This window comes from Streptomyces sp. NPDC057854 (assembly GCF_042797055.1).
Taxonomy (GTDB): domain Bacteria; phylum Actinomycetota; class Actinomycetes; order Streptomycetales; family Streptomycetaceae; genus Streptomyces.
Map to the genome: position 1 here is coordinate 93,485 of NZ_JBHVMF010000016.1, position 24,167 is coordinate 117,651.

27 protein-coding genes and 1 pseudogene are annotated in these 24,167 nt (G+C 63.9%); 9 read left to right on the forward strand and 19 right to left on the reverse strand.

Annotated features, from left to right (window positions below):
• The first annotated feature begins 5 nt into the window (after positions 1-5).
• The 6 genes from ACFVQZ_RS23030 to ACFVQZ_RS23055 are packed head-to-tail and all read left to right on the forward strand — an operon-like array spanning position 6 to position 4,858.
• The gene (locus tag ACFVQZ_RS23030) at positions 6-1,085 is read left to right on the forward strand and encodes a hypothetical protein (RefSeq protein WP_383625479.1); all 1,080 of its coding nucleotides are present in this window, start codon (positions 6-8) and stop codon (positions 1,083-1,085) included.
• 26 nt (positions 1,086-1,111) lie between these two features.
• Complete coding sequence (locus ACFVQZ_RS23035; protein WP_383625482.1) at positions 1,112-1,852, forward strand: hypothetical protein; 741 nt, start codon at positions 1,112-1,114, stop codon at positions 1,850-1,852.
• Positions 1,849-3,423 carry a C40 family peptidase gene (locus ACFVQZ_RS23040; RefSeq protein ID WP_383625485.1) on the forward strand — a complete coding sequence of 525 codons (1,575 nt, stop codon included), beginning with the start codon at positions 1,849-1,851 and terminating at the stop codon, positions 3,421-3,423. The genes ACFVQZ_RS23035 and ACFVQZ_RS23040 overlap by 4 nt, the downstream gene beginning before the upstream one ends.
• A gap of 9 nt (positions 3,424-3,432) precedes the next feature.
• Complete coding sequence (locus ACFVQZ_RS23045) at positions 3,433-3,714, forward strand: hypothetical protein (protein ID WP_383625488.1); 282 nt, start codon at positions 3,433-3,435, stop codon at positions 3,712-3,714.
• 11 nt (positions 3,715-3,725) lie between these two features.
• Positions 3,726-4,613 (forward strand): peptidoglycan-binding protein, encoded by an 888-nt coding sequence (locus ACFVQZ_RS23050; RefSeq protein WP_383625491.1) that lies wholly within the window; start codon positions 3,726-3,728, stop codon positions 4,611-4,613.
• Positions 4,614-4,624: 11 nt separating this feature from the next.
• Entirely contained in the window at positions 4,625-4,858 is a 234-nt protein-coding gene (locus ACFVQZ_RS23055; RefSeq protein WP_383625494.1) for a hypothetical protein, read from the forward strand.
• A gap of 547 nt (positions 4,859-5,405) precedes the next feature.
• Here the strand turns inward: ACFVQZ_RS23055 and ACFVQZ_RS23060 are convergent.
• The 16 genes from ACFVQZ_RS23060 to ACFVQZ_RS23135 all read right to left on the reverse strand — a co-directional run bounded on the left by ACFVQZ_RS23060 (position 5,406) and on the right by ACFVQZ_RS23135 (position 17,896).
• Positions 5,406-5,717 carry an H-NS family nucleoid-associated regulatory protein gene (locus tag ACFVQZ_RS23060; RefSeq protein ID WP_383625497.1) on the reverse strand — a complete coding sequence of 104 codons (312 nt, stop codon included), beginning with the start codon at positions 5,715-5,717 and terminating at the stop codon, positions 5,406-5,408.
• 363 nt (positions 5,718-6,080) lie between these two features.
• Positions 6,081-6,428, reverse strand: coding sequence for an Lsr2 family protein (locus ACFVQZ_RS23065; RefSeq protein WP_383625499.1), 348 nt, complete (start codon positions 6,426-6,428; stop codon positions 6,081-6,083).
• Between the two features lie 504 nt (positions 6,429-6,932).
• Entirely contained in the window at positions 6,933-7,601 is a 669-nt protein-coding gene (locus ACFVQZ_RS23070) for a hypothetical protein (RefSeq protein WP_383625502.1), read from the reverse strand.
• A 353-nt stretch (positions 7,602-7,954) separates the two neighbouring features.
• Complete coding sequence (locus tag ACFVQZ_RS23075) at positions 7,955-9,373, reverse strand: DUF3987 domain-containing protein (RefSeq protein ID WP_383625505.1); 1,419 nt, start codon at positions 9,371-9,373, stop codon at positions 7,955-7,957.
• 99 nt (positions 9,374-9,472) lie between these two features.
• Positions 9,473-9,799 (reverse strand): hypothetical protein, encoded by a 327-nt coding sequence (locus ACFVQZ_RS23080; RefSeq protein WP_383625507.1) that lies wholly within the window; start codon positions 9,797-9,799, stop codon positions 9,473-9,475.
• A 338-nt stretch (positions 9,800-10,137) separates the two neighbouring features.
• Positions 10,138-10,383 (reverse strand): hypothetical protein, encoded by a 246-nt coding sequence (locus ACFVQZ_RS23085; protein ID WP_383625510.1) that lies wholly within the window; start codon positions 10,381-10,383, stop codon positions 10,138-10,140.
• A 476-nt stretch (positions 10,384-10,859) separates the two neighbouring features.
• Positions 10,860-11,159, reverse strand: a complete 300-nt coding sequence (locus ACFVQZ_RS23090) for a hypothetical protein (RefSeq protein WP_383625512.1) — start codon at positions 11,157-11,159, stop codon at positions 10,860-10,862.
• A gap of 74 nt (positions 11,160-11,233) precedes the next feature.
• A complete protein-coding gene (locus ACFVQZ_RS23095) occupies positions 11,234-11,542 on the reverse strand; it encodes a hypothetical protein (protein ID WP_383625515.1) in 309 nt (102 codons plus the stop codon).
• Between the two features lie 253 nt (positions 11,543-11,795).
• Positions 11,796-12,557 (reverse strand): hypothetical protein, encoded by a 762-nt coding sequence (locus ACFVQZ_RS23100; protein ID WP_383625518.1) that lies wholly within the window; start codon positions 12,555-12,557, stop codon positions 11,796-11,798.
• A gap of 13 nt (positions 12,558-12,570) precedes the next feature.
• Positions 12,571-12,771 (reverse strand): hypothetical protein, encoded by a 201-nt coding sequence (locus tag ACFVQZ_RS23105; RefSeq protein WP_383625521.1) that lies wholly within the window; start codon positions 12,769-12,771, stop codon positions 12,571-12,573.
• Positions 12,772-13,177: 406 nt separating this feature from the next.
• A complete protein-coding gene (locus ACFVQZ_RS23110; protein ID WP_383625524.1) occupies positions 13,178-13,465 on the reverse strand; it encodes a hypothetical protein in 288 nt (95 codons plus the stop codon).
• A gap of 105 nt (positions 13,466-13,570) precedes the next feature.
• Positions 13,571-13,897 (reverse strand): hypothetical protein, encoded by a 327-nt coding sequence (locus ACFVQZ_RS23115; RefSeq protein ID WP_383625526.1) that lies wholly within the window; start codon positions 13,895-13,897, stop codon positions 13,571-13,573.
• Between the two features lie 677 nt (positions 13,898-14,574).
• On the reverse strand, positions 14,575-14,910 hold the full coding sequence (locus tag ACFVQZ_RS23120) for a hypothetical protein (protein ID WP_383625529.1): 336 nt from the start codon (positions 14,908-14,910) through the stop codon (positions 14,575-14,577).
• A 140-nt stretch (positions 14,911-15,050) separates the two neighbouring features.
• On the reverse strand, positions 15,051-15,353 hold the full coding sequence (locus ACFVQZ_RS23125; protein WP_383625533.1) for a hypothetical protein: 303 nt from the start codon (positions 15,351-15,353) through the stop codon (positions 15,051-15,053).
• Between the two features lie 1,927 nt (positions 15,354-17,280).
• Positions 17,281-17,412: a hypothetical protein gene (locus tag ACFVQZ_RS23130; protein WP_383625536.1), complete on the reverse strand. Its 132-nt coding sequence runs from the start codon at positions 17,410-17,412 to the stop codon at positions 17,281-17,283.
• Positions 17,413-17,659: 247 nt separating this feature from the next.
• A complete protein-coding gene (locus ACFVQZ_RS23135; protein ID WP_383625539.1) occupies positions 17,660-17,896 on the reverse strand; it encodes a hypothetical protein in 237 nt (78 codons plus the stop codon).
• Positions 17,897-19,128: 1,232 nt separating this feature from the next.
• Between ACFVQZ_RS23135 and ACFVQZ_RS23140 the strand changes: the two genes are divergently transcribed.
• Together ACFVQZ_RS23140 and ACFVQZ_RS23145 are read left to right on the forward strand one after the other, a co-directional pair.
• Positions 19,129-19,971 carry a Scr1 family TA system antitoxin-like transcriptional regulator gene (locus tag ACFVQZ_RS23140; protein WP_383625542.1) on the forward strand — a complete coding sequence of 281 codons (843 nt, stop codon included), beginning with the start codon at positions 19,129-19,131 and terminating at the stop codon, positions 19,969-19,971.
• A complete protein-coding gene (locus tag ACFVQZ_RS23145) occupies positions 19,955-20,161 on the forward strand; it encodes a DUF397 domain-containing protein (protein ID WP_383625545.1) in 207 nt (68 codons plus the stop codon). The genes ACFVQZ_RS23140 and ACFVQZ_RS23145 overlap by 17 nt, the downstream gene beginning before the upstream one ends.
• Before the next feature lie 89 nt (positions 20,162-20,250).
• Here the strand turns inward: ACFVQZ_RS23145 and ACFVQZ_RS23150 are convergent, their stop codons facing one another.
• The 3 genes and pseudogenes from ACFVQZ_RS23150 to ACFVQZ_RS23160 form a co-directional block, all read right to left on the reverse strand.
• Positions 20,251-21,030, reverse strand: a complete 780-nt coding sequence (locus ACFVQZ_RS23150; RefSeq protein ID WP_383625548.1) for a hypothetical protein — start codon at positions 21,028-21,030, stop codon at positions 20,251-20,253.
• Between the two features lie 30 nt (positions 21,031-21,060).
• A complete protein-coding gene (locus ACFVQZ_RS23155) occupies positions 21,061-21,879 on the reverse strand; it encodes a hypothetical protein (RefSeq protein ID WP_383625551.1) in 819 nt (272 codons plus the stop codon).
• A 306-nt stretch (positions 21,880-22,185) separates the two neighbouring features.
• Positions 22,186-22,851, reverse strand: a pseudogene (locus ACFVQZ_RS23160) (inositol monophosphatase family protein); the annotation flags it as partial.
• A 225-nt stretch (positions 22,852-23,076) separates the two neighbouring features.
• Here ACFVQZ_RS23160 and ACFVQZ_RS23165 point away from each other — a divergent pair.
• Positions 23,077-24,132 (forward strand): biotin/lipoate A/B protein ligase family protein, encoded by a 1,056-nt coding sequence (locus tag ACFVQZ_RS23165; protein WP_030497059.1) that lies wholly within the window; start codon positions 23,077-23,079, stop codon positions 24,130-24,132.
• Positions 24,133-24,167 lie beyond the last annotated feature (35 nt).

Genomic DNA, 24,167 nt, shown 5'->3' on the forward strand with positions numbered 1-24,167 from the left:
GCCTCGTGGCAGAACTTAGCTATCCGTTCAATGCGGACAATGCCAACGGCGGGTCACAGATTGTCTCCCAGACTCAGTGGCAGTCCATGGCTCGAATGTGGGCCGGTGACCGAGTGGATTTCCTGCTGACGGCTACGTCCTACTCAGCCTCTGCCCTGCCCTTTAGCGCAACCGTTGTCAACGGCCGAACGGTTCAGATCGGCCCTGGTAAGGCGTGGGTGGGCGGCTTCTACTACACACTGACTTCCACGCACTCCGTCACGATTGCCAGCAACGGCACCACTCAGGCCCGCAAGGATCTGATTGTGCTTCAGGCAGATATGGCCAAGAGCGCCGTTAATCTGGTGGTCCTGACGGGAACCGCTGCGGCTAACCCAATACCCCCGACGCTTCGCCGGCAGGTAGGCGGCATCTGGGAAATGCCTCTGTACGAGGTGGATGCTGCCGCCAGCAACGGGCCAGTTACCCTCTCTGATCGCATGCCATTTGACGTTCCCGGACGGGTCGCCTACCCGTGGAACGCCTCGCCTGGCGTCTCTATGCTTCCCCGCGGAACCTTCGCTGTCGATATGGACAACAACAACAGCGACACTCAGACCGAGTATTTCGTTGGCCGGACCGGAACCGAGGCGACTCGGGACCTCGGAAAGTCTCGCTCCTACACACCTGGATTCGTCAACGCCGTATCCAACGTAGAACTCGTCAACCGCATTGGACGGTGGCGCTGGATCGCCCCCGGAACTGTCCACTTCTCGGCCAGCATCACATGCGATTGGGCAGACAGGGGCGTCGTGCTCCAGCCCGGCAAGACCCAGTTGGGTCTCACTATCCCTATACCCGCATCCGGCGTAACAGGTCAGGTCCTGAAGGGGTACATCAGAAACCCCAACAACAACGGCGGGCTTCCGAATCTCATCGACATCACCGCGACGATCCTGAAGAGCACCACGGATCAGACTGTCGCCTATCTGAACTACCCCAACACCGCCAGTGTGGCTGAAGGAATGGACTACCTCCGCACCCTTCCCTCAAAGTCGACTCTCACCGTTTCCGGGGTCTATGAGGCAAGCACCTTTGGCAACTGATACCCCGCATTACTTGGAGGTGCCGCGTGGCACGAAATCTTTTCGGCGGAACTGCCGACAGCGTAGCCGAGGACGCCACCGGCACCCGTGTGCCTCATGCAGTGGGGACGGTATGGGACGGGCCTTCTGCGGCAGCAACGCAACTCACCGATCTCACGGAGGAGGACGGTGCCCCTCTCTCCGAACTCACGGCTGACGAGTACGGCTACATCGCCGCCTTCTACGGCCCCGAGGGGTACGAGCGCGTGTGGCTCGATTTCGGCGGCGGCCGTGTGGCCCTGGCCCCCATCAACGTGGCCCAGCGGCTACGGGAGCACGCCTCGGACCCTGACGCCCACCAGCTGGCGGAGCGCTTCCTTGACCGGACCACCGGAGGGGAGGTCACCGGCCCTGTGATCGTTCGCGGCACCGTCCAGGCAGAGGGACTGACCCTTCCCGGCTCCGCCACCCAGTTCACCCAGGGGGCTGTCATCACCGCGCCCGCCGGCACCGCTACGTACGTGATCTGTGCCCTGCCGAAGGCTGCTCAGGTCGTGGGAGTGCGGGGCTACCGCTCTGGCGGTACGGGCGTGACGATCAACGCCCTGCGAAACGGCCTGGATCTGCTTCCAGTGGACCTGTCCCTCTCCACGGATTCCACCTGGCTTGCCGCTTCCACTATTCAGAACGCAACTGCTGCGGCGAACGACGCCCTTGCGGTTTCCATCCGAAACGTCGCCGGTTCCCCCGCTTACGTCTCGATCCAAATTGACCTTCAGGGGGCATGATGACGAACGTTGTTTCCGTACAGGGCACAGCGGCTACCTACACAACGGAGCCCCAGCAGTTCAGCCGCAGGGTGATTGAAGGAACTCCCCAGCGGCTTGAGGTACTTGACTCTCAGGGTGTCGCCGCGGTTTTCACCGTCGGCGCCAAGACCGTGGTTCTCCGTGGCGCTTCGCGGCGTTTCACCGAGCAGAAGCGCCCCTTCACAGACTCCTTTGCCCGGACCTTGGCCAACGGCTGGGGCCCGTCCCCAGGCGGAGGTGTCTGGTCGAACGCCAACGGCTCCGATTCGCTGTACTCGGTTTCGAATGGTGTCGGGTCCATCCTGCTCGACGCCACAAATGTGAGCCGGCACGTATCCGTCCGGGATAGCGGCATAGGGGACTGTGATGTCTCCGTGAAGGCGACGATCGACAAGACGCCCGTTACTGCGGGCGTGAGCTGCGCTGTCTCTTTCGCCTACCAGGACACGAACAACCACTACCGTGCCCGACTCCTCTTCTCCTCCGCCAGCGGAAACGTGCAACTCAGCCTGGAGAGGGAAGTAGACAACGCGGTTACCGTTCTCGGGCCTGCTGTCACTCTGGGAAGTGGATTCCAGCCGCATGACTGGTGGAATATCCGCGTTCAGAAGAAGGGGAATGCGCTCTCGTGCCGAGCATGGAAGGACGGCACCGCAGAGCCATCTACCTGGACGCACACCACCACTGACGCCACCTTCGCCACGGGCCGCGTCGGCGTTCGTGCCATCGCCAGCTCTGGTAATTCTGCTCTTCCCATAAACGCCAAGTTCGCGGACTTCAAGCTTCGCTCGGGCCAGTGGGCAACTCCGCCCACCGTCGTTCACTCCACGTGGGTACGGCTGCTTGACCAGCCGTTTGACGGCAGTTGGAGTGAGGCCCTGGCCCAGCGGGTCAGGTCGTGGCTCGTAGACCAGACGCCCGATGTCCTCGCGTACGCGTGGATGTTCGTCACGGGCGCCGCGACTGTCACTGACCCCCTGCTCAGCGGCAAGCGGATCTTCGGCCAGGCGGACTACGGTCCGCTCGCCACGGACGGCACCCGCTACGAGGGGTCGGACTGGAACGACTTCATCGGCACGTCCTGGACCTACCGGACGGGAGAGGCCCGCACCTTCCCGCACGGCAACGTCACGAGCCCTGGCGGCCTGGACTGCTCCGGCTACGTCCGCATGGTCTTCGGACGGTGCCTCGGGATTCCCCTCGTCTATAAGGAGGGCCTGGACGGCATCAGCCTCCCCCGGACGACGCGAGACATGGCGCCGAACGGCCCCGGTGTCGTCGTGATCTCCAGTGCCGGCGCTCCCCCGGCCTCGCTCAGTGATCTCCAGATCGGAGATGTCCTGTTCTTCGATGCCGACGAATCCGACCCTACCGAGGGTCAGATTGACCACTGCGGCATCTACGTCGGAACAGATGCCAACGGCGAAATGCGTTTCGTCAGTTCCCGGAAGACGGCAAACGGGCCCACATTCTCTGACCTCGGAGGCCCTTCCGTCATCAACGGCACGTCGAACTACTCCACTCGCCTCCGAACCGTCAGGCGCTTCTAAGGAGGCTCCATGCCCAACAACCTGATTTCCCTGGGGCAGACAATTGCGACCGTAGCAGCGGCTGCCGTAATCGTCGTAGCCGCATTCCGTACGAGTGCCGCGAAGGTCTGGCGAGAGGAAGCGGAAGCCCAGAAGCAGAGGGCCGATCGCCTGGCCGAAGACCTGACCGAAATCAAGAACCGCCTTACCCGTATTGAGCGGGAAAACGCGCGGCTTATTCAGCTTCTTACAGCTCTCGACCCCGCCCGCCTGGCCGCTGTGCGCCTGGCCCCTGACCCTATGGAGGACTAATGGCTACCCCTATGACTCCTGTGCAGATTGTTGCGCAGCTCAAGAAGTTCGGTATCCCGTTCAAGGAATACAAGGACTGGAAGACGCACAACCGGAACCATAAGGGCGCGTGGGGCCCCGTTCACGGCCTGATGGTCCACCACACGGGCTCGGACTCCAAGGATCAGCGAGAGCTTCTGTACTCGGGCATCAGCGGGCTTCCTGGCCCGCTCTGCCACTTCGGCCTTGCTCAGGACGGCACCATTCATCTCGTCGGCTGGGGCCGCGCAAACCACGCGGGTGCCGGCGACGATGACGTACTCGCAGCCGTTATCGCTGAGAAGGACATCCCGACCGACAACGAGAGCAACACCGACGGGAACTCCCGCTTCTATGGTGTTGAGATCTGGTACAGCGGTGCACACGCGATGAGCGATGAGCAGTACGCGACCCTTCGGCTTCTTGCCGCAGCGATCTGCGATTTCCACGGCTGGACCGAGAAGAGCGTCATTGGTCACGGCGAGTGGGGTTCCCCAGGTAAGTGGGACCCAGGTATTGCGCCCGGCAAGATGATGGATATGGACGCTGTCCGAAAGGACATCAAGGCGACTCGCGACAATCTCAAGCCTGCCAAGCCCAAGCCATCTACTCCGCCTCCGGCACCGAAGCCCAAGCCGTCCATTCCGGCTTTCCCAGGACGCTACTACTTCCGGGCAGGCGCCAAGAATCAGTACGTCACCACGCTTGGCCTCCAGCTCGTAAAGAAGGGTTACGGGAAGTTCTACAAGCAGGGTCCAGGCCCTCAGTGGACTGCGGTGGACCGAGCTGCGGTCCGGGCTTTCCAGCTCGCCCACAAGGAGCTGAAGAACGATGCGGACGGATATCCCGGCCCGCTCACCTGGAAGATGCTCTTCAATTAAAGGGGAACCCCATGAACAACTTCATCTCCGCTCACGGCGTTCGGATCTACTCCGTCCTCGCGGCCCTGGTGCCGGCGCTCGTCCTGGTGTGGCCCAAGGTCCCGTGGGAGGCGCTTGTTGCGGCCTCCGCTGGCCTGCTCGGCGTCGGTGTCGTAGCGGCCTCCCACGAGGACACCAAGACCCTCCGAGCCCTCTACGAGGACAGCCCCTTTGAGGCTGAGGCTCGTGGGGAGTCGGGCAAGTAGCCCGTCCATGAACTAGGTGCAGGGGTGCACCTGGGGTAGAGAGAAGCGCAAAAGGGCCCCCTCCCGTTTCCGGGAGGGGGCCTTTTTGTTGTTCCAGGCTACTCACTTGGGAGCGTTCCTCGTGTACCTCTGAACGCCCCAGCACTCTGAGCACTTACGGGCAATCCTCATGCCGATGTATTGCCAGTCGCCCCAGAGGTGCGTCACGCGCCCTCGCGCGCATTCAGCCGACCGAACCATACTCAGCACCCCTTCCCAAGCACCCTCACCTCTCAGTCAAGGAGGTCAGGAAAGTCGTCAGTCCAGACACTGGGGAATCCGTGATCGGGGTCCCACGTAATCACGGCATCAATGAGGCCGCGCTTCCAGTCATCATGGAGTCGCTTACGACGCTCCGGAGCTTCAGAGGTGAACGGCACAACGAATGCACCCTTCAGATCCCACCCCTGAGACCGAGCAAACGCCGTAAGCGTTGTCAGCTTGTCCAGGTCAGCCGGACTGAGTACCCGATCGTCCGTGCCCAGGTAGATGACTGCCGTTCCTTGAGTCACGATTCCCTCTCGTGGGCCGAATTCCGGTTTCGACGCTGCTCGTGTGCCGCCGCTGCGTCCGGATGCCACGGGTTGGCGAGTGTGGCGGGGTTGAGAACGAGGCATTCGTCAATGTCCCTGCCGGATGCGATCCAGTCGGCTACCCAGCCCGGCTGACGCCCCTTCCCGTTCCAGGTGAGGTCAAGGGACTCCGGGTGCACGTACCCCGACAGCTCGCGACGGTTGATCAGGATGTACTCATACGCGGTGCGTGTGACGTGGCGCCGCTCCTCGGGCGTGAGTGGGTCCCTGGGATTTTGATCAATCATGCTGGCTCCTGGTGGTGAGGCCGTCGCCACCAGACGATGGCCCTTGTTACGACAGCTGGTCAGGCCGGACGGAGTTCGTCAGTAGCGTACGACGCAGGCAACTTGTCAGGGTCGCCGTCCAGCAAGACGCCGTAGTACTCGCCCTGATGGGCGCCCCGAACGATGACCCCGGAGGTGCCGGCTGGAGCGGTGAACACCCCGGGCCACGCGCCAGGCGCATCTACGGTAGTTCGGACTCGCTGTCCAACAGTGAAAGTCATTGCTACTCCTGCCAGTTCGACTCCGCGCGGCATGCACGGTAGCGAAGCGGCCCACCCCTTCAGGGGTGGGCCGCTCTCCTACTGCTGTGGTGCGGCGTGGCTCCTACTTGTTGGCCGCCGCATACGCCTCCTTGATGGAGGCCGGGACGCGGCCACGGTCGTTGACCTCCAGGCCGTTCTCCTTGGCCCACGTCCGCAGCTCCTCAGCGCTGGGCTCGTCCGCCGCACGCTGCTTCGTCACCGCGCTACGCCCGCGGGTGCCGGCGGAGGACCGACCACCCGTCTTACGGCCGTTCTCGATGTACGGGGCCAGGAACTTCCTCAGCTCCTCCGCGTGGGCGCCGCTGAGGTCGATTTCGTAGGTCTTACCGTCCAGCCCGAACGAGATCGTCTCGTCGGCCTCGCCGCCGTCAAGGTCGTCCACGAGCAGGATCGAAACCTTCTGAGCCATTTTCTTGCCTAACTGTCTGAGATGTATAGGACGAGCCGGTTTCCACGATATCCCTACGCGGAACTTGGGCCCTCTCGCACGGAGGCTTTCACATAGCCCCCGGTACGTACAACTTGGTTCAGTCTTTCCACTCGCCCTGTGACCACTTGCGGCACAGAGAGGCGTAGCGTCCCTGGACCATGCGGCCAGGTTTCCTCTGCGGCATGACGGTGGGGCCCGGACGCGGCTGCACCGTCTGCTGGCTGCCGCTCATCCCTCGTGCTCCTCCCACTGCTCCCCCGCGTAAGCGGGGTCGAAGTTCTCCGGAGGAGTGGCCCTGAAGGCGTGATTCAGACGTGCGCGCTTGAGGGCCCGGCTGTGGTGCCCGTCGCATCGCAGCATCCTGCGACCGGTACCGCTGAGCGATTCCCGGTACTGCACCGGGCCACTGCAATTGCCCTTGTGTGCCTCTATGCACCTGGCTTCTCTCGGCATAAGGCGCCTTCCTCTCCAGCTTGCTCGGATCTACTTGATGGGCGTGAACCGCTGGGGGGTCCAGTGCCCCACCAGCTCACCCGTAACGACGTGGTACACCGGGGTGCCGTGACCGAGCTCGGTCACGTCCTGGTGCTCGTTGTCGGTGGGCTCGGGCTGCCAGCCCTCGGGGATCTGGGCAACCCAAATCTTGCTGACGTTCTTGGGCGAGACCACAACTTCACCCGACTCGGCCGTCAACAGCTCCAGGTGACCGGACCACTTCTGACCCACTCGGACCTTCACGGGCTGTCCCGGAGTCGTGCCCTTGGTTCCCTTCCCGCCGTACAGGAACACGCCCTCGTACCTCATGGACGCAGCAGGGACCGACTGCCAGTCGAGTTCGGTCGCCTGAGTGCCGGCGTCGCCCTCCAGCTCCTGGGCGTCGCTCGACTCCTGCGGGTCCTCAGCGGGCCTGATGCTTCCGTGCCCGGGGATGAGCGTGGCCCAGGTCGACCGCTTCGCGGGGTCGGCGCCTTCCTCCCCGACGCGAACCCTGATCGCGTCCACCTTGGCGCCCTGATGTGTGGCGCGCATGTCTTCCGGCTCAGCCAGAAGGAAGCCCGTGCGGGTCACCATGGCGCCCGTCGTGGTCTTCCCGAAGGCCGTGACTCGGTCTCCCACCTTGACCTGGTCGAGCATCTGCTTGAGGTCTTCCATGTGGTCCTCTTTCTCCCAGTTCGGGGACCGATCGCGGTTCCCTTGTTCTTGGCTGTCCATGAGTACGTGAAGGGCAGGCGCCTCTATCTGCTTGGCGCACACATCACAGTCGCATGCGTGACCGACACACAGAGGACAGCCCACTTCATCGCAGAGGCGATCCGGTCCGTACCCATCTCCCCTGTCGTACGAATAGGGGTACAACACATGCTCTCGCTCGTAGGGATGTCCATGAGCGAGCGGCACCCCAGGGCAGGCGAAGGACGCGCCCAGGGCCCTGCCCTCGGTGGTGAACGCTGCTCGGCACTCGGTGCACTGGTAGCGGCCTTCCGGCCGCAACCGCACTCGATGCTTCACGCGGTCGCCTGCTTGGCCACCCGCTTACGAGCGGGAGCCTTCCGAGGTGCCGGCGGCGAGCCCGCGGGGGTGCTCTTCGTCGCCCTGGCCGTCGTCTTCTTCGCGGGTGCTGCCTTCTTCGCAGCCACCCGCCGCTTAGGCGGAGCCTTGGGCGGCTCGGGCTCCTCCACGGGGTCCGGCTCGGGCATGATCTCCACTAGCTTGAAGAGCACGGGATTGGCCCCCGGTCGGTTCTGCCGCTGTTCCACGATCTCAACGTCTGCCATGTCTTCGGCGGTGTTGAGAATCTGGGCAGCCGAGTACCGAGAGGAAAGCGCGCGGTAAAGCTGCGTGCTCGTCATCTCCCCGCCGTACATTTCGAGCTTCTGACGGATCTTCGCGTCAAGAGGCTGAATCGTACGGGACTTCACCACGTTGCTCTGAGAGATGAGCTGCTTCACAGAGGCTATGGAGTAGTCCACGAATGCCTTGGCAGCGTCCAGCGCCTTGACCGTGATCACGGTCTTTCGCTCGGCCGCAGTGAGGACACAGGCAACACGCATGACCTGTTCCCCGGACCGCTCGATGTAGCAAGACACGTCCTCGGGCAGTTCCTCTAGCGCGTCCTCGTACTCTGCGCTGATGTCGTCAAACCGGTCCGCTGCCGCGTTGTTCAACTCCATCTGTCGGTGCTCTTTCTGCACCCACTCATAGGCCAGGCGGAGCGAGCCACTGACCTTGATCTCATCCAGCGGACTGCCCTTGTAGTCCCGTCGACGGAGACGCTTGGACCGCTCGACCATGACCGGAAGAATCCGGTTGTACGAGCCTCCTTGAGCCTCAGTCGCGCTGATGAACTTAGCCCAGAGCGCGGGCTGAATGTGAACATGGAACCCTAGGGAGGGTTCATTCACCGTGATCTCTACGCGCTTCCCGTCTTTCTTGGTGACGTTAGAGATCCGCTTTCCGTCCCACGAGGTACGGAGTACGCCGCTGTACTTCGGGCACCGCTTCGTGAGCTGAAGCGTGGTCGGCCATTCCTCGTCAATGACGAGTGTGCGACCGTCCAAACCTCCCTCGGAGGTAAGGGAGTCCTGCTCGGTCTCCCAAAGGGTCTGCACCAGGGACGGGCCCGACGAAATGCCGCCCTGCCGGCGGAGGGCAAGCCACTCCCCAATAGCGTCGTTGAGGATCGTCTCGGCCGTGGCCAGAGCGAATCCCTTACGCCCAACCATCGAGCGGCCAGCAAGGGCCGTCCAGACCACCACCGGACGCCCGTCGGGCTGCGCGAGCTTCCCGTTGAGGGCCGCCGAGTACAGCGCCAGAACAGCCGCATGCACCCCGATGGGGTCAGCCTCCGTGTGAGGCATAGCGGCCTTCACAGCCGCGCCGATAGGCCCGTAGGCCATCGGCTCATATCTCATCTTCTCGTCCATCGATCCTCTCTTTTGTTGTGTCAGTACGTCCACACTTGGCGTGTGAGCGTCCATGGATCGGGCTGGGTATATCCCTTTCCCAGCCCTCACCAAAGCAGCTCAGCCCTGCCCGTTGTTCTCGTCCTCTTCCGGCCCGAGAATGGCGTTGAGGATGTCGTCAGATGCCTTGCGGGCAGACGCAGCACTCTCGCGTGACATTGCAGCCAGGTGCCGAAGGCCGTCGTTTGTCATGAACGAAGCGTCCTGCTGTGCCTTGACTTCCGGGTTCGCCTTGCCAGCCTCGTAAGCCTCCCGGCACGCCTTTGCGTTCTCCTCCATCCGTTCCACGTACACGCTGAGCGCGGTACGAATGATGGATTCGTGTTTGGTCAGCACCTTGTGATAGCGGGTGACCTGCTCCATCATTCCGGCGTCCATGTACACCACTTACTTAGCCCCTTCCGTCTCACGCTCGACACTCCACCGAGCGAGGCAGTTTCCTTGGATGGTCCAGGTGGGAACAGCGTCCCAGTCCTTACCCCACCCTCCGTGTTCACCCTTGCCCCACACGTCCGGGTAAAGCCACCCGAGGGGCACGAGTCCATTTTCCTTCACGTCGTCTATGTTCAGGACGCGTGCCTTCCACGCGTAGACCGTGCGGACAGTCCCCGAGTTGCGCGACGTGAACGTGTTCGGCTCGCTCTCCAGCAGGGCCCGTATCCCGTGCGTGCAGACGATGTCACCCGAGCGAAGTTCGGATGTGTCAAGGATCAGGACTTTCGCAGTCACCACCCATACCCCCGTTCGATCAGCTTCGCCGCCTCACTCAGAGCCTCCGTGAATTGCCCGCACAAGTACTCCCCGAAGAACGAGCCGCCGTAGAGATACCAGCCCGTTGGGCCGTCACCGCTGCGGCGCTCCAGTTCGTAACCGATGCAGGGGTCTGTTTTCCACACCGCCCCCGGTCGCTGGCAGTACCACGTATAGCCCCCGACTGTCCGGGACTGGCCATAGACGAACTCAGCCGCCATGGTCCCTTTTCCTTTCCCTCACGAACTCCCGAGCAGCCACGTGCACTAGAGCACGGGAAGCGGTGAGCGGGCAGGCGTAACGGTTCGCCGCCTCCCCCAGCTCGGCACACAGCTCCCGGAAAGCGGCCATACGGTCGCCCCGGTCCTGAGTGCCGGCGACAGCCCTAGCGCGAGCGCGGGTGTCCTCAATGTCTATGGCCCACCGGACGGATGCGCTCATGCGTCGTACCTCAGAACCTTGACCTTCCCATCCATGACAACCCAACGGCCCCCGTGGAACTCTGCGGACTTCGGGGTGTAGGACCACGACATTTTTCCCCAATGGACCTGGTCGCATCGCCAGTAGCCCCACTGCCGTTCTTCCCCGTCACTATTTCGCGTGACCTTTGAGTACCACTGGAAGTGGCCGCTCGGGCAGTACGGGCACTTGACGCCGTCTGCGAGCGTCACGAACTCCGTCCGTTCGTTCTCCATGGTCACGCTGCCAGCTTTTCCGGTACCCAGTTGAAGCCGTTCCGCCCGGCCAAGTCGTAGACGTAGGCCGCCCAAATCGTCCGCTCGGAGAGGACCCCGAGCATTGATCGAATGACAGCGTGGAGCACTGCGGCATCCGGGGTGTGAGGCAGCTCTACCAGAGCCCTCCATACGCCGTACTCGACAAGCGTCTCCCGGTCCCTGACGACCAATTCCAGGTCTCCCTCCCCCGGCGTCCAAAGGATGTCCACGCGCACGGCCCCGAGTGAATCAAGGCCAATCGCGATGTGCGAGTACGTCATTACCTTCCCTTCGCTAGTAGCCGAGTAAGGAGCGCGGGGGAGTATCCCTGTCCACCACGCTCCAAGCTCACCCACTAACGACGAGCGGCGTTCAGGGCCTCAATCGCCTTTTCCCGGAGACCCGTCGGAAGGCATCCCGCGTGACGCCGGGCACGTCGCATGTGGCTGTAGAACATGACGCCTTCCCAGTTGTCGCCGTCTCGGCATCCCAGCAGGCAACGCACCCGCCAATGCGTGTCGCTGCCCGGATATGCGGCCAGGGGTTCCCATCCGAGTTCGGTAATCCTGGAAAGCGCCTTTTCAGCGCTCTTGATGTTGCGCTTACTCTGACCCGTCTTGAGGACGGGGGCCAGGTCCGGCAGGTTGTGCGTGCTGTCCGTCATGGAAAGCGTCCCTTTCTAGTGATCAGTCCTCGTCGGCGTGTCGGCGGGCATGTATCAGGTCAACTCCCCCGTCCGGGCACTTCGGGCAGGGCACGTAGAGTTCGTTTCTCCACTGCGTTTCGGTGACCTTGACGGGGCCACTGCACTCGCCGCACTGCATGTAAACCATGCGCTTGTCCCTTCTAGAGGCGGAGCAAGGGGCACGGACGGATATCCCTGTCGTCCGTGCCCCAAGCTGCATCGCTAGCGAACGCTAGAACGGCAGGTAGAGAATCGGTACGGCGTGATTCTCGTAAGTCCCGAACGTTGCCCCGCCGTTGCAGTTGAAGCGGTACAGGGGCTTACCGTCGGGCATGTCGACGACGTCGACGGATTCCACTTCGTACGCTCCGGTACCGTCGAACATGACCAGGTCACCAGCCATCACGAAGTCATCGGCTCCCGTGCCGATTGCAGCCGTCACGTCCTGGGCCAACTTCATTCCGAGAACGTAGCTCCCCCAGTCATCCCCCCAAACGATGGGCTGAGACAGGAAGTCTGAGCGCTTCACGGGTGCCTTTGCGGGCATCACACGCTCACCGACGATGGGCCCGGATTCGTGCGTGATGGGCCCGTGAACGGCCTCCCAACGTTCCACGGGAACGGATGACTGTTCCCTTAGAACCGTGCGCATGTGCACGCCGCACAGGAGAATTCCGCGCGTTGTGTCGCCCTCGTAGTTCTTGATGATCGTTGCCCGCTCCGGGCAGTGCCCGACGTACTGACTGACGAACACCTCGCACTTGTGCCCACCGGGCGTGATGTTTCCCAGCGCCGCCTTTGCGGACCCGAGGTCCGAAGTGCCGGCGACCCACACATGCGTTTCGGTGAGGTGGTCCCACGAGTAGACCTCCCAGCGCTCCGGAACTCCGTCGCCGGAGTCCTGAGAGCGAACCACGTATCCCCGGTAGTCCCCCGTCCACTGACTACCGAAGCAGTGCACGCCGTCATAACCACCCTGCTGCCATTCAGCCATTACGCTTCTCCTCCTACTTGACTTCCATGGACAGCACGCGGTTTACGTGGATGTCCTCGTGAAGACGCCCCATGCTCGTACGGGCCGAAATGCGGTGGCCAATACCGGTGACGGTGCCCTTGTGGATCACCTCACCGTCAAGGAAGGTGATGCACAGCGACTCACCGGGGTCCAGGCCCCGGAATGCCGCCCTTACTGTCTTGAGAGTGAGCACACTCCCGCCTTTCTTTCCGAGCCTCTGAGCTTGCCTCTAGAGACTGGCCGAGTAGGGCATGGGTGATCCTTTCCGGAATACCGGGTGACGCTTCCCATGCCCTCTACGGTCAATCGCTAGCGGGTCATCTCTCGGCAGCCTTCACGGACGTAGTGGATCTGCTGAGTCACCGTGCGACGCTTCCCTTCGTCGTACGTGTCGCCCACCATGTCCGTGAACCACATACGGCCCTCGTGGGTCGCCCGGAGCTTGATGCACGGCGGATAGGTGGCCGTTCCGGCGAGCACACGCGCCGCGTAGGGCACTCGCGCCTTACTCGGGGTGGGCCGCGCCTCAGCCTCAGCCTTAGCCACTCCCCCGAGAATGGCGACCAGGGCAAGCGTGATCATTCCGATTCGAGTACGCATCAGACCCCTACCTCCGGAAGCTCTCGCGTGATGAACCGCGCTTCCATGCCGCGAATCCAGTTGGTGTGCGCCGCAAACGTCTGGGTCGCACGGCACTGGGACGCCACCGTGAGCGGAGCTTTCGGGTTGTGGCTCCAGTAGTCCGCGCGGCGGTATGCCACCGACCACACCGACCCGTCGGACATCTCCACCACTTCCCGCGCGGTCAGTGCTACGTCGTTCAACTCGAAACGCACCCTCCGGACAGGCTTGAGCAGAACTACGCGTTCCGTTCTGAGGTCGATCATTTGCGGTCCCTTCCACATGTGAAAGGGCACGGGCGCATATCCCTATCGTCCGTGCCCGACTTCCCCACCGGTCTGAAGTGCCGGCGGGCAGACCACTCCCCCGAGTCAGAGGGGAGTTGCGTCGCCTGCTGCGCTCACCAGCTCGCTCGTGATGCGCTGTGCAGCCTCACGCGGCGCCCCGTATCTGGGGTGCGTCGCCCCCTCCCGGAAGGCGGAGTAGTCCGCCTCAGTCAGGTAGAGCACGAACTTCGTTTCGTCCCCTGCCGAGAGAGCGTCCGACTCCGCCTCACAGAGCGCGTGTCGAATGCGCTCGATCTGCGCTCGCTTGGCAGCAGCCCGGAAGCGCCGCACGCGCTTCCCCCAACCGTCCACCGCGCTCTTCCAGTCGTCTTCCGTGAGGAAGACTGCGTATCTGTAGTGGGCCGCGTCCACTACTGCCCCCTGCGGGCGTACAAGGGCGACGCTCCGTTGTACGGGCCGCATTCCTCGCAGTGCTCGCCCTTGTTGACCACACACCCGCACGGGGCCTGCCACAGGGTTACGTACGCATTCGGGTCGGGCCGCCTGAGCGGCACGCGTCCAACGGTTGCCCTCATGTCGGTACCGAACACTCGCGTACCGACCCCGTAGAAGCTAGCCACGTTCACCAGCCACCAACCGGATTCCGTAGGGTGCGGAACCGCTTCCGACTCCACTACGCCAACGGGCCCATCGTTCCAACCGGTGAGCATGTCGCCCCGCTTGAGTTCCTGGGGAATCACGTCCTCAGTCAGGTACCTCAGGGCCTTACGCCCGAACTCTTCCCACGCATTCATGCGTTGTCCATTCACTTAGCTACCGTGCCTTTTGGCGCAGTAGGCAGAGGGGGGCACGGGAGGATATCCCTGCCTACCGTGACCCCGTGACTGCCGACTACGAACCCATGACGCGGAATCGCCGGATTCCGGATGCCTCCACTATCGGGCGCCCCCGATAACGGGTCTTGCTCAGGTTCAGTTCCACGAATGCCGGCCCAAGGCCATGCCGTGCTGCGTACTCCACAGCGTCCGCGTAATGCTGGAAACGCTGGTGCCACGACGGCCCGATGTATGCGACGTACATTGCGCCCCTCAGTTCTCGAAAAGCGTCATGGCGTGACGCTCGCCATGCAGGTACGAGCCGCACCCCTCGCACCGCGAGGTGCTGAAGGTGTTCGTCTCGCAGTCGCACTCCTCGGGCATCGGCTGACAGGAGCCGTCGCAGTAGACCGCCTCGCCAATACCGACACCGGACATCAGCGCGTCGTCCGTGCCGTAGTGCCCTTCACACTCCTCACGGCAGGAGTGCTCTTCGGAGGCCATACCCATGGCCACGCTGTACGGCGCCGGAATGGCACTCAGGGGCTCCCCGTCATGCCCGTGGTTGTCGTCATAGCACGACCCGCATTCGCCGTTGGCGTGGTGCAACAAGCAATCCTGACAAACCCAGATGGTCCCGAGTGACTTCATAGCTACTCCCCTTACTCCATTGCGCCTATCGCAATGGGCGAGAGGGCGCACGGCCGAATATCCCTAACCGTCCGTGCACCCGACACCCCTACGTGGCCTTACGCAATCGGGCAAACCCGAATGTTGTTGCCCGCCACACTGGCGTAGCCCGTCCGGTAGATGCTGGCCATTACTACCGTTGCCTGTCCGGCCATACCCACGCACTCAGCGAACGCACGAACGTAGACGACTGCGTTCCCGAATCCACGGATCACGCGCACCACGGGCACGTCACTGCCCCGTTCCAGAATGCTGACCCGGAACACAGGGTGTTCCCTGTGCTCGGCCCAGAAACCGAACATGCGGAGCGGGATAGCTACCCGCTCCCGGGTGCTGCCAGCGGCATCCACCATCACTGTCATGACTCCCCCTCAGGGGTTGTTGTACGGCCCTCTCGGGCCCTTGTTGGGTGCCTTACGACACTCCCCTAGGCAGACTCACTCTCAGACGCTTAGAGACGTGCTGAGTAGGGCGAGCGAGTATCAGTCACCGTGACCCTTTGCACGCTGGACACGTCGTGTCGAATGTGTCTGCCGTAGGCAATCTCGTAACGCATACGTGCTTCCCTCATGCTTTGTGTTCCCCGCCGCTTCCGCTGGTGTTGGTTGGTTCCGTGGGAACCGCGCAACGGCATTCACTGCGTGTCTCACGCCACATTCGCTAGGCATGTAGGTCTATTCATTCCGGATGACCAATCCCGGTTATCGGTTACAGGTTGGCAGCCTGCCCCTATGGATGCTCACTCACAGAGTGAGAGGACGCTTGTCGTCGCTTTAGCCTGCTGTCTGAATCACTCTCGTCTCAGCGCTTTCGCTAGCCCCTGCCACGGCAGGCAGGACCCTCATCAAATGACCCTGAGGCTGCGTCTAAGCCCCTTGTAGGTGCAGCATGGACCCACGGTCCACCTGTGTAGCTACAAGCGCTTAGAGCGCCACTCAGGGCACGTCACATACTCACGCTCAGAGAATGACCAGTCAGCCGACTGCCACTCAGACTCGCTATCCAGTTATCAAGGTTCGCGCCCTCGTGTGTCACCCGTCGAATTCACGGCCGGACCACCACACGGATTGGTCACTCATCAACCCCTAACCCCGTACGCCCGAATCCCGGTCTCTGCGTGAACCCCGTTTCCGCTTCCCCTTCTGGGGCGGTACTCCGGGGCCGCTCTCGTTCGGCGCCGTTGGTGTTGCGGTGAGAACACTACGCACTTTCACCCAAGAGGCAACTTACTCATGGAGAGCCAGGAAGGAAGCCGCGCGCCTACGCGTTGGGGCCACAAAAGCGCAGGTCAGGAGGGGTGCTCGCCGCCGCCGGCACTCACCACAAACTAGGACACAATACCCCTCCACCCAAGAGGCAACTTATTTGCAATCCCTTTACCTTTACATGCCCCATAAAGGGACATTAGGGGCGGCGTCGTTACGCTGCTGTGATATGCAACAAGTCTGCGTATATACCCCGTCCTCGTATACATAAAGGCGCATAACGGGCACATAGACATGTCCTTTATGCCCCTATTCCTGAGGTTATGTGGGTGACCCACATCACATGCCTGAGGGGCGGCAGGCAGGCGCCGCCCGGCGTGCGATCACAAGCGCACAAAGAATGCATTCACATGCTCACAAGGAATGCACCCCTATTGATGCCTCACTTAGTGCGGGTGCATTATCATTCACAAGCGCGCAATGTATTAATGCTACCTCACATACATGTGGTGCACATATGCACACACACACATGCGGGGGTAATATAACGAGAATGCTCACGAGGGACCGCAGGGGGCGCCTTCCTTCCATCGTGTACGGGTTTGAAGCGTTCACAAGGACACAAGCGCCAATCACCCGGAGTGCGCCCTCAACCCCCTTTAGAGCCCTTCAGCCGGCACCGCGGGCTCCTGAGAGCCCTCGGAGGGCTCGTAATGTTGCATCAGATGGGGTGAGGTAACAACAACATTGTTCCTCGGACCACACTTCGGGCTCCTGCTGTCCCGTTCTGCGCCAGAGGACACGTACGTTATCTATGACGCCGGTTGCTCTATACCCTGTCCTGGAGACACACAGAGGCCCCCTCCCGTGAAGGAGGGGGCCTTTTTGCGTTCCCCAGGAGAGGTTCAGGGACCTTCCTGGGTGATCTTCAGTCCCGGAAGGGTCCTCCGCACTTCAGCGAGAAAGGCGTACGTCCCCGAGCCACGTGCGCCATCGTTGATTACGGCCCCACGCTCTACTGCGACGTTTAGAGCAAGCTCATAGAGCTTGGCAAGCGTCTCATCGGGTGTGAGTCGTCGAAGATCTACGTCCACTGGTTCCCGCAGTCCATGCAGATGTTCACGCTGCCGTTGTGGTAGTAGCTCGCACCCCCGCACCGCGGGCAGTTGCACAGCTCCGCGAGCCGCCGAATGAGCTTCCTGATCGGAACGAACATGAATTACTCCTCAGATCTCCGGAGGGAATTCCTGCCAATAGTCGTGCTCGTCCACCCACCACGCCACGTGACAATCAAGGCACCGATAGCGGAATCGGTGCTCTTCCTGCCGCTTGTCCCACGCTTTCGACGTGATAACAGCCGTTGAATTGCACTTCACACAGCGGACGGGGGGCTTCATTCCTACAGTCATGCCGACAGGTTATCCATCGGCGGACCCGTCCCCGCAAGGAACGGGAAACCTAGTTCAGTGCACCACCGGGTCCGGGCCGCACTTTCCGCGCATCTGCGCCGCAGCGGCCTTGCCCCTGATCGTCACGCCCCAGCTCCGCATGGTCTCAGCGGCCCACGTCGTGCTGACGGTGAACTCCTGGGCCAAGGACTTCATCGTCTCCCCGCCGGCATAGCGCCTCGTCACGTCGTCTCGGGCCTCGATGAACCGGTCTCGCACCGCCTTCATCTCCGCCGGGGTCCTTCCAGCCATGGCCTACTCCTTCCACTCGTGCGCCGGAACGAAGAGGTCCCGGGCTTCAACGGGGTCCACCACTGCGTGGATCGGTACACCGGACCGCGTACGCACGTAGATCTCGGCGTACTGGTGGAACATGGTCCGAACGATGGTCTTGCTTCCCCATTCGACGTGCACCCACATGTGGCGAGCCCCCTGGGTCGTCCACACGTCACGGGCTACACGCCAGGTGTTCCCGATACGCACCTGATCGCCTATGCCGATCTGCCATGCGTACAAGAACTGTCCTTCGTGCACTTCTCCCCTCCCCCTGTAACCGCCCTCCCTGCCCGGTGTGCCTTCACGAACAGGGAGGGCGGAGTCATCGGTACTGCGCCGAGAGCCACAGCCCCACAGCCAGCCCCACGAGGCTGCTGCCGGCGAGCCGCCAGACGTGCCTCACCCGACGAGTCCCCCCGGCGGCAGCACCCCGCAGAAGGGGCAGTCAGACGGATGAAAGGGGCTCACGGGGTGGTACGGGCCCGGGAGCCTTATCACTCCCGACGCCACGTCCAACGCCCCTCCGTACGGCGTCCACCACCCAACCGGAGAGTCCGCATACGGGCCGTCAGCCTCTACAAGGCTCACGAGCTGGGGAGTGGGCAGCGGTTCCCTGTGGGACTTCACCACGCCCTGGGGGCGGTTGCTCGCGACCGGGCGTTCTCCTCCGCCACCCTGTCCGACTGCGCCTCGCCCAGCGTCGCAGGCACGAGCGATTCCGGCTGCGCGTCCCACTCTCTACCCCCTGCAAGTCCTCTGATCTGATATACCGGCCCCACGTGTCCCATCACGCGGCCAGTGCGGTTCGCGGCGGTGTCGCGGACCAGTTCGCCCACCTCCCACACTCGGGGGTGTTCCCTTGCCTCGTCAGCCCCGGTCATCGGCCACCTGCCGTGCCTTGAACCGCTCTCGCTCCAGTCCAGCGGCCACCCGTGCCAGCACCTCCGGCCCCGGGCGCCTTGTGAACAGCGGCCACCATTCGGGCGCCGGCAGGGGCGGATACCCCGCCTCCGCCCACTCCTGGTAGTCCTGCGCGTCGCGCTTCTCTTCCTCTGCTGCGCGAGCACGGGCGTGTTCTTCTCTGGCAGACACGCGGGACCTCCTTTGGGGCTCGTAATCCCTGCGCACTCCCATCGTCACAGTGAGTCCCCTACGATCCCTACGGGTTCTTGTCCCAACTTCAATCTTGGGAAAACGGGAGCGGGCATATGCCAAGACCAGCGCGAGAGTTAACGCCGGAGCGAAGCGCCAGGCATCTCTTCGGAGCCAAGCTGCGCAAGGCCCGGGAGGACCGAGGGCTCAGCCTTGAAGCTCTGGCCAGCAAACTGACGATCAGTAAGTCACACCTGGCCCGGGTGGAGATCGCTGAGTACATGCCTCCCCCGGAACTGCCGGCACAGCTTGATAGGTACTTTGAGACGGACGGCACCTTCACTGAGCTATACGCCCTATGCACGAAGGAAGCTCATCCGGATCAGTTCAAACGGCGTATGGACCTGGAGGCCCAGGCCGTCATCATTCGGGAGTACTCGCCTCAGATCGTCCCGGATCTGCTCCAGACGGAGGACTACGGTCGGGCCCAGTTCCGGACGCACCTGCCGAAGGCGTCAGACCAGGAGATAGAGGAGCTGTGGACCCTGCGGTTGGGGCGCCAAGCGCTCCTCTTGAGGTCCCCGCGGCCGGACTACTCAGCCATCTTGGACGAGGCAGTTCTACGGCGGTCGTACGGCGGTCCCAGAGTGATGAGGGAGCAACTTGAGGCGTTGCTTGGCCTCTGCCTCACGCCTACGTCGTTCATCCAAGTCCTCCCGTTCTCCCACGGGGGACACGCACTCGCCGGCGGATCGCTCTCCCTCTGGACACTCGACTCGGGCCAGCACGTAGCCTATGAGGAGAGCATCAGTTCAGGGACGCTGCTGGAGGAAAAGACAGAGGTGTTGGCCCACGTTCGGGCCTACGATCTGCTCAGCGCTTCGGCACTGTCCCCTTCTCAGAGCGCGGACCTGATCCAGTCCGTTTTGGAGGCACTTCCTGATGAGCACCACCCCTGACCTCACCGGCGTTCGGTGGGTCGCGTCGAGCTACAGCGGCAACGGAGGAGGCAACTGCGTTGAGTGGGCCCCCTCCGTGGCCGCCGTGTCTGGCCTCGTCCCGGTCCGGGACTCCAAGGCCCCGGAGGGCCCCGCGCTGATCTTCCCCGCTGGGAAGTGGGACACCTTCGTGAAGCACATCACCCGCTGAGCCTCAGACATGACCGCTGCTGTACCCGTAGACTGAACAAGAGAGGCCCGGTCCATATCCCTGACCGGGCCTCTCGTCATGCTGGGGGCTTAGGCGGTCACAGGCTCCCTGTGCCTGTAGTAGGTCGCCTGAGAGATCCCCAGGAAGTCACAGATCCTCTCTACGGTCGGCCGCTTCCCCTCAGCCGCCAGGCTCTCCTTCGCCTGCTCGATCATCTCTGCCGTCAGCTCCAACGCCTTCCGGCGAGGCTTGAGGGCCCTCTCAGCCTGCTCCAGTTCCTCATCAAGAGCGGTCGTCTCCCCCTTGGCCCACTCAACCAGCCTCGTGGACGCCTGAGAGACCTTGCCACACCCAAAGAGAATCCCCTCAGCGTGGACAAGAAGGGTCTCAGCCTCGGTAGCCACCACAGCCATCTTGAGGCCCAGGTTCTCCCTCTCAAGGTCAGCCAGCATCTGAGAGGCCGTCCTTACAGCAGAGGGAGTCTCAGCCATGTGCACCAGGTGCGCGATGGTGAGAGGCGGGATGCAAGAGACAGCCACCACCAGGAGAGCAGAGCTGCCCATGTAGTCCTGCTCGATCAGGTGAGAGATCGACTGTGCCGACATAGCCAGCAGCAGGGCCATGAGAGACCCCACCAGGGCAGTTACCTGGCCTGGCAGCTCCATCTTCCTGCGGTAGGTGGCGATGGCCCCAGCAGAGAGGGCGTACACCGAGAGGCAGACAGGCATGGCGGGGGCGTAGTGCTCAGACCAACCGGCAGTCCTCGCAAGTTCCACCTCTCCGGGGATTGAGAGGTAGAGGGCGGCGAGGCACGCCGCCGGCAGAGCTACGTAGAGGATGCCCTTGATGTACCAGGGGGTTGCGGACATGGGTGTCCCTTCAGTTGTGGGTGTGAGGGGTCAGCCGCAGTCGCGGCAGTTGCGGCAGAGGCCGCCGGGGTGGCCCAGGGGGTAGGGCGCATGGCACTCGGGGCACTGAGCCCGCTGAGAGGTCTCGGCGGGAGCCTGAGAGGGCATGGGAGCGGTGGCCCGCTCCGGCTCGTAGTTCTTCAGCCGGAAGGTGACCAGGGCAGCAGCGGAGGCGATGGAGACGGGCAGCGCCCTGGTGAGAGTCCGGATCACCTCCATCTCGTGGAAGCCCTCACTGAGCCACCGGCCAGCCAGAGGGGCGAGCCGGATGCACTCCCGCTTGGTGAGCCGAAGGCGGGGCTCCTGGACGGCAAGGCGCTCCAGACACTGGATGGCCCGCTCAACCAGGGCCGGGCAGTTGCCCTTCTCGGAGAGATCTCCCTCCCCCTCCCCTTCGTCGCTGCTCTCGCAGCCGTCCGGCTTCTCGGCAGGAGGGGGGTCATTTCGCTCCGCGTCTTTCCCCTTGGGATGAGCGCCGACAGCCTGTCCGGTCGGCTCACCGACCGTCGGCATGTGGTCAGTCGGGCTGTCAGAGACAGAGGTGATGGTGACCCAACGTCCGGTCTCGGGGTCCTGGACGCGGGCGCGGTGGACGTACCGCCGCTCCACAAGTCCCGTCATGGCCTTGGAGACAGTCCGTCGGCCATCAGGGACGAGCGAGGTGATCCGCTCGACGGTGGCACGGTTCTTGTCCGGCAGGGACAGCAGCTTGACCAGAAGGCCCAGCTCCGCCAGGGACATAGTCGACTGTGCGATCTCGTTCGGGATCTGCACGTAGGCACGGGTGTGCCGGGTACGCTGGACGCGCATCTAGAGTCCGCTCTCTAGGTGACTTCCCACCCGGTAGCCGCCGGGCGGGCTAGGCCCTCAGAGGCACCGGGTAGCCGCCCGGTGGTTCCCTCTGAGGGTCTGCCTTGCTTCGGGGACGCTACTGGACCCCGACCCAAGAGGCAACTAACTAGCGCCTTCAGCGTCGATATCTAGACGATTGAGGAGGTCTTCGTACTTCTCGGCCGTAGGCGTGGGAGCCTGTGACAGCCAGTGTTCAAGCCACTCACTAAGAGTCATAACCGCAGCTCAGTCCCCTCGTTGGGATTAGAGCGTTTGGGGGTCCTTCTCCCAGCTGAAGGCGGTCGCGTCGAGGGTGCCGCGGGCGACGGCCAGGTACTCCAGGCCGGCCGAGCCGCACGGCCGGGGCCGTACGCCCTCGGTGTGCAGGCCGAGCAGGGCCCGCTTCTGGTCCGGCGTGGTGTAGTCGGGGTGCGAGGTGGCGACCTCCAGCACCGCGCCCGGGGCGGGCGCGCCGGACCGGATCCGCTCCCCGTTCAGGAACGCGCCGCGCCCCCGCACCGCGACGGCCAGCTCGCCGAGGGCCGGCGCGTACGTCCAGGAGGCGAGCAGCTCGCCGCGGTGCGCGAGGGCGACGAGCGTGCAGAAGCCGGGGTCGCCGTGGACGAACTGGCGGGTGCCGTCCACCGGGTCGACGATCCAGACGGGCGCGTCGCCGCGCAGCGCCGCGTACAGCCCCGGGTCGGCGTGCACGGCCTCCTCGCCGACCACGACCGAGCCCGGCAGCAGCGCGGTCAGGGCCTCCGTCAGGTGCTCCTCGGCGGCCCGGTCGGCGACCGTCACCAGGTCGTAGGGGCCCTTCTTCTCGGTGATCTCATGGGCGGCGAGCTGCCGGAAGCGCGGCATGACCTCCGCGGCGGCCGCCTTGCGGACCGCTTCCTCCACCTCGGTCGTACCGCCGTCGAGGACGTGCTCCAGGAAGGATTCGATCATGCGTCCAGCTAAGCACGCGGGTCCGACAACCGGTACCGGGCCCCGCGCGGGGCCCCACGGAAGGCCCGGCGCGGGCCCCTGCCGGGCCACGGCCGGGCCACGGCCGGGCCGCCGCCGGGCCTCCGCCGGGCCTCCGCCGGACCTCCGCCGGGTCCCCGCCGGGTCCCCGTCGGCAGGAGTACGCTTTGGTCGGTTTCACCCCTTACCGAGAGGCAGGTCGGTCCCGTGCACGGCGAGTACAAGGTCCCCGGCGGGAAGCTGGTCGTCGTCGATCTCGACGTGGTCGACGGGGCACTGGCCCGGGTCCGGGTGGCCGGCGACTTCTTCCTCGAACCCGACGAGGCGATCCTCGCCATCGACCGCGCCCTGGAGGGCGCCCCGGCCGACACCGACGCCTCCGGGCTCGCGGCCCGCATCGACGCGGCGCTGCCGCCCGGCACCCAGATGTACGGCCTCACCACCGAGGGCATCGGGGTGGCGGTCCGCCGGGCGCTGGCGCACGCCACCGACTGGACCGACTACGACTGGCAGCTGATCCACGAACCCCCGCAGTCCCCCGCCCTGCACATGGCGCTCGACGAGGTGCTGACCGCCGAGGTCGCGGCCGGCCGCCGCCCGCCGACGCTGCGGGTCTGGGAGTGGGGCGCCCCCGCCGTCGTCATCGGCAGCTTCCAGTCGCTGCGCAACGAGGTCGACCCGGAGGCCGCCGAACGGCACGGCATCACGGTGGTGCGCCGGATCAGCGGCGGCGGCGCCATGTTCATCGAGCCCGGCAACACCATCACGTACTCGCTCTCCGTCCCCGACGCCCTGGTGCAGGGCCTCTCCTTCACCGACAGCTACGCCTACCTGGACGACTGGGTGCTCGGCGCGCTCGGCGACATGGGCGTGAAGGCGTGGTACCAGCCGCTCAACGACATCGCCACCGAGGCGGGCAAGATCGCGGGCGCGGCGCAGAAACGGATCGTCGCCGGCGACGGCGCGGTGCTGCACCACGTGACGATGGCGTACGACATCGACGCCGACAAGATGACCGAGGTGCTGCGGATCGGCCGCGAGAAGCTGTCCGACAAGGGCACCACCAGCGCGAAGAAGCGCGTCGACCCGCTCCGCCGCCAGACCGGCCTGCCGCGCGAGGCGGTCATCGAGCGGATGGTCGCCTCCTTCCGGCAGCGGTACGGCCTCACGGAGGGCCGGGTCACCGAGGAGGAGCTGGCGCTGGCGAAGGAGCTGGCGGAGTCGAAGTTCTCGTCCCCGGAGTGGACGGCCCGCGTCCCCTAGGTACGGGCCGCATCCCCTAGGTGGGGGCCGCATCC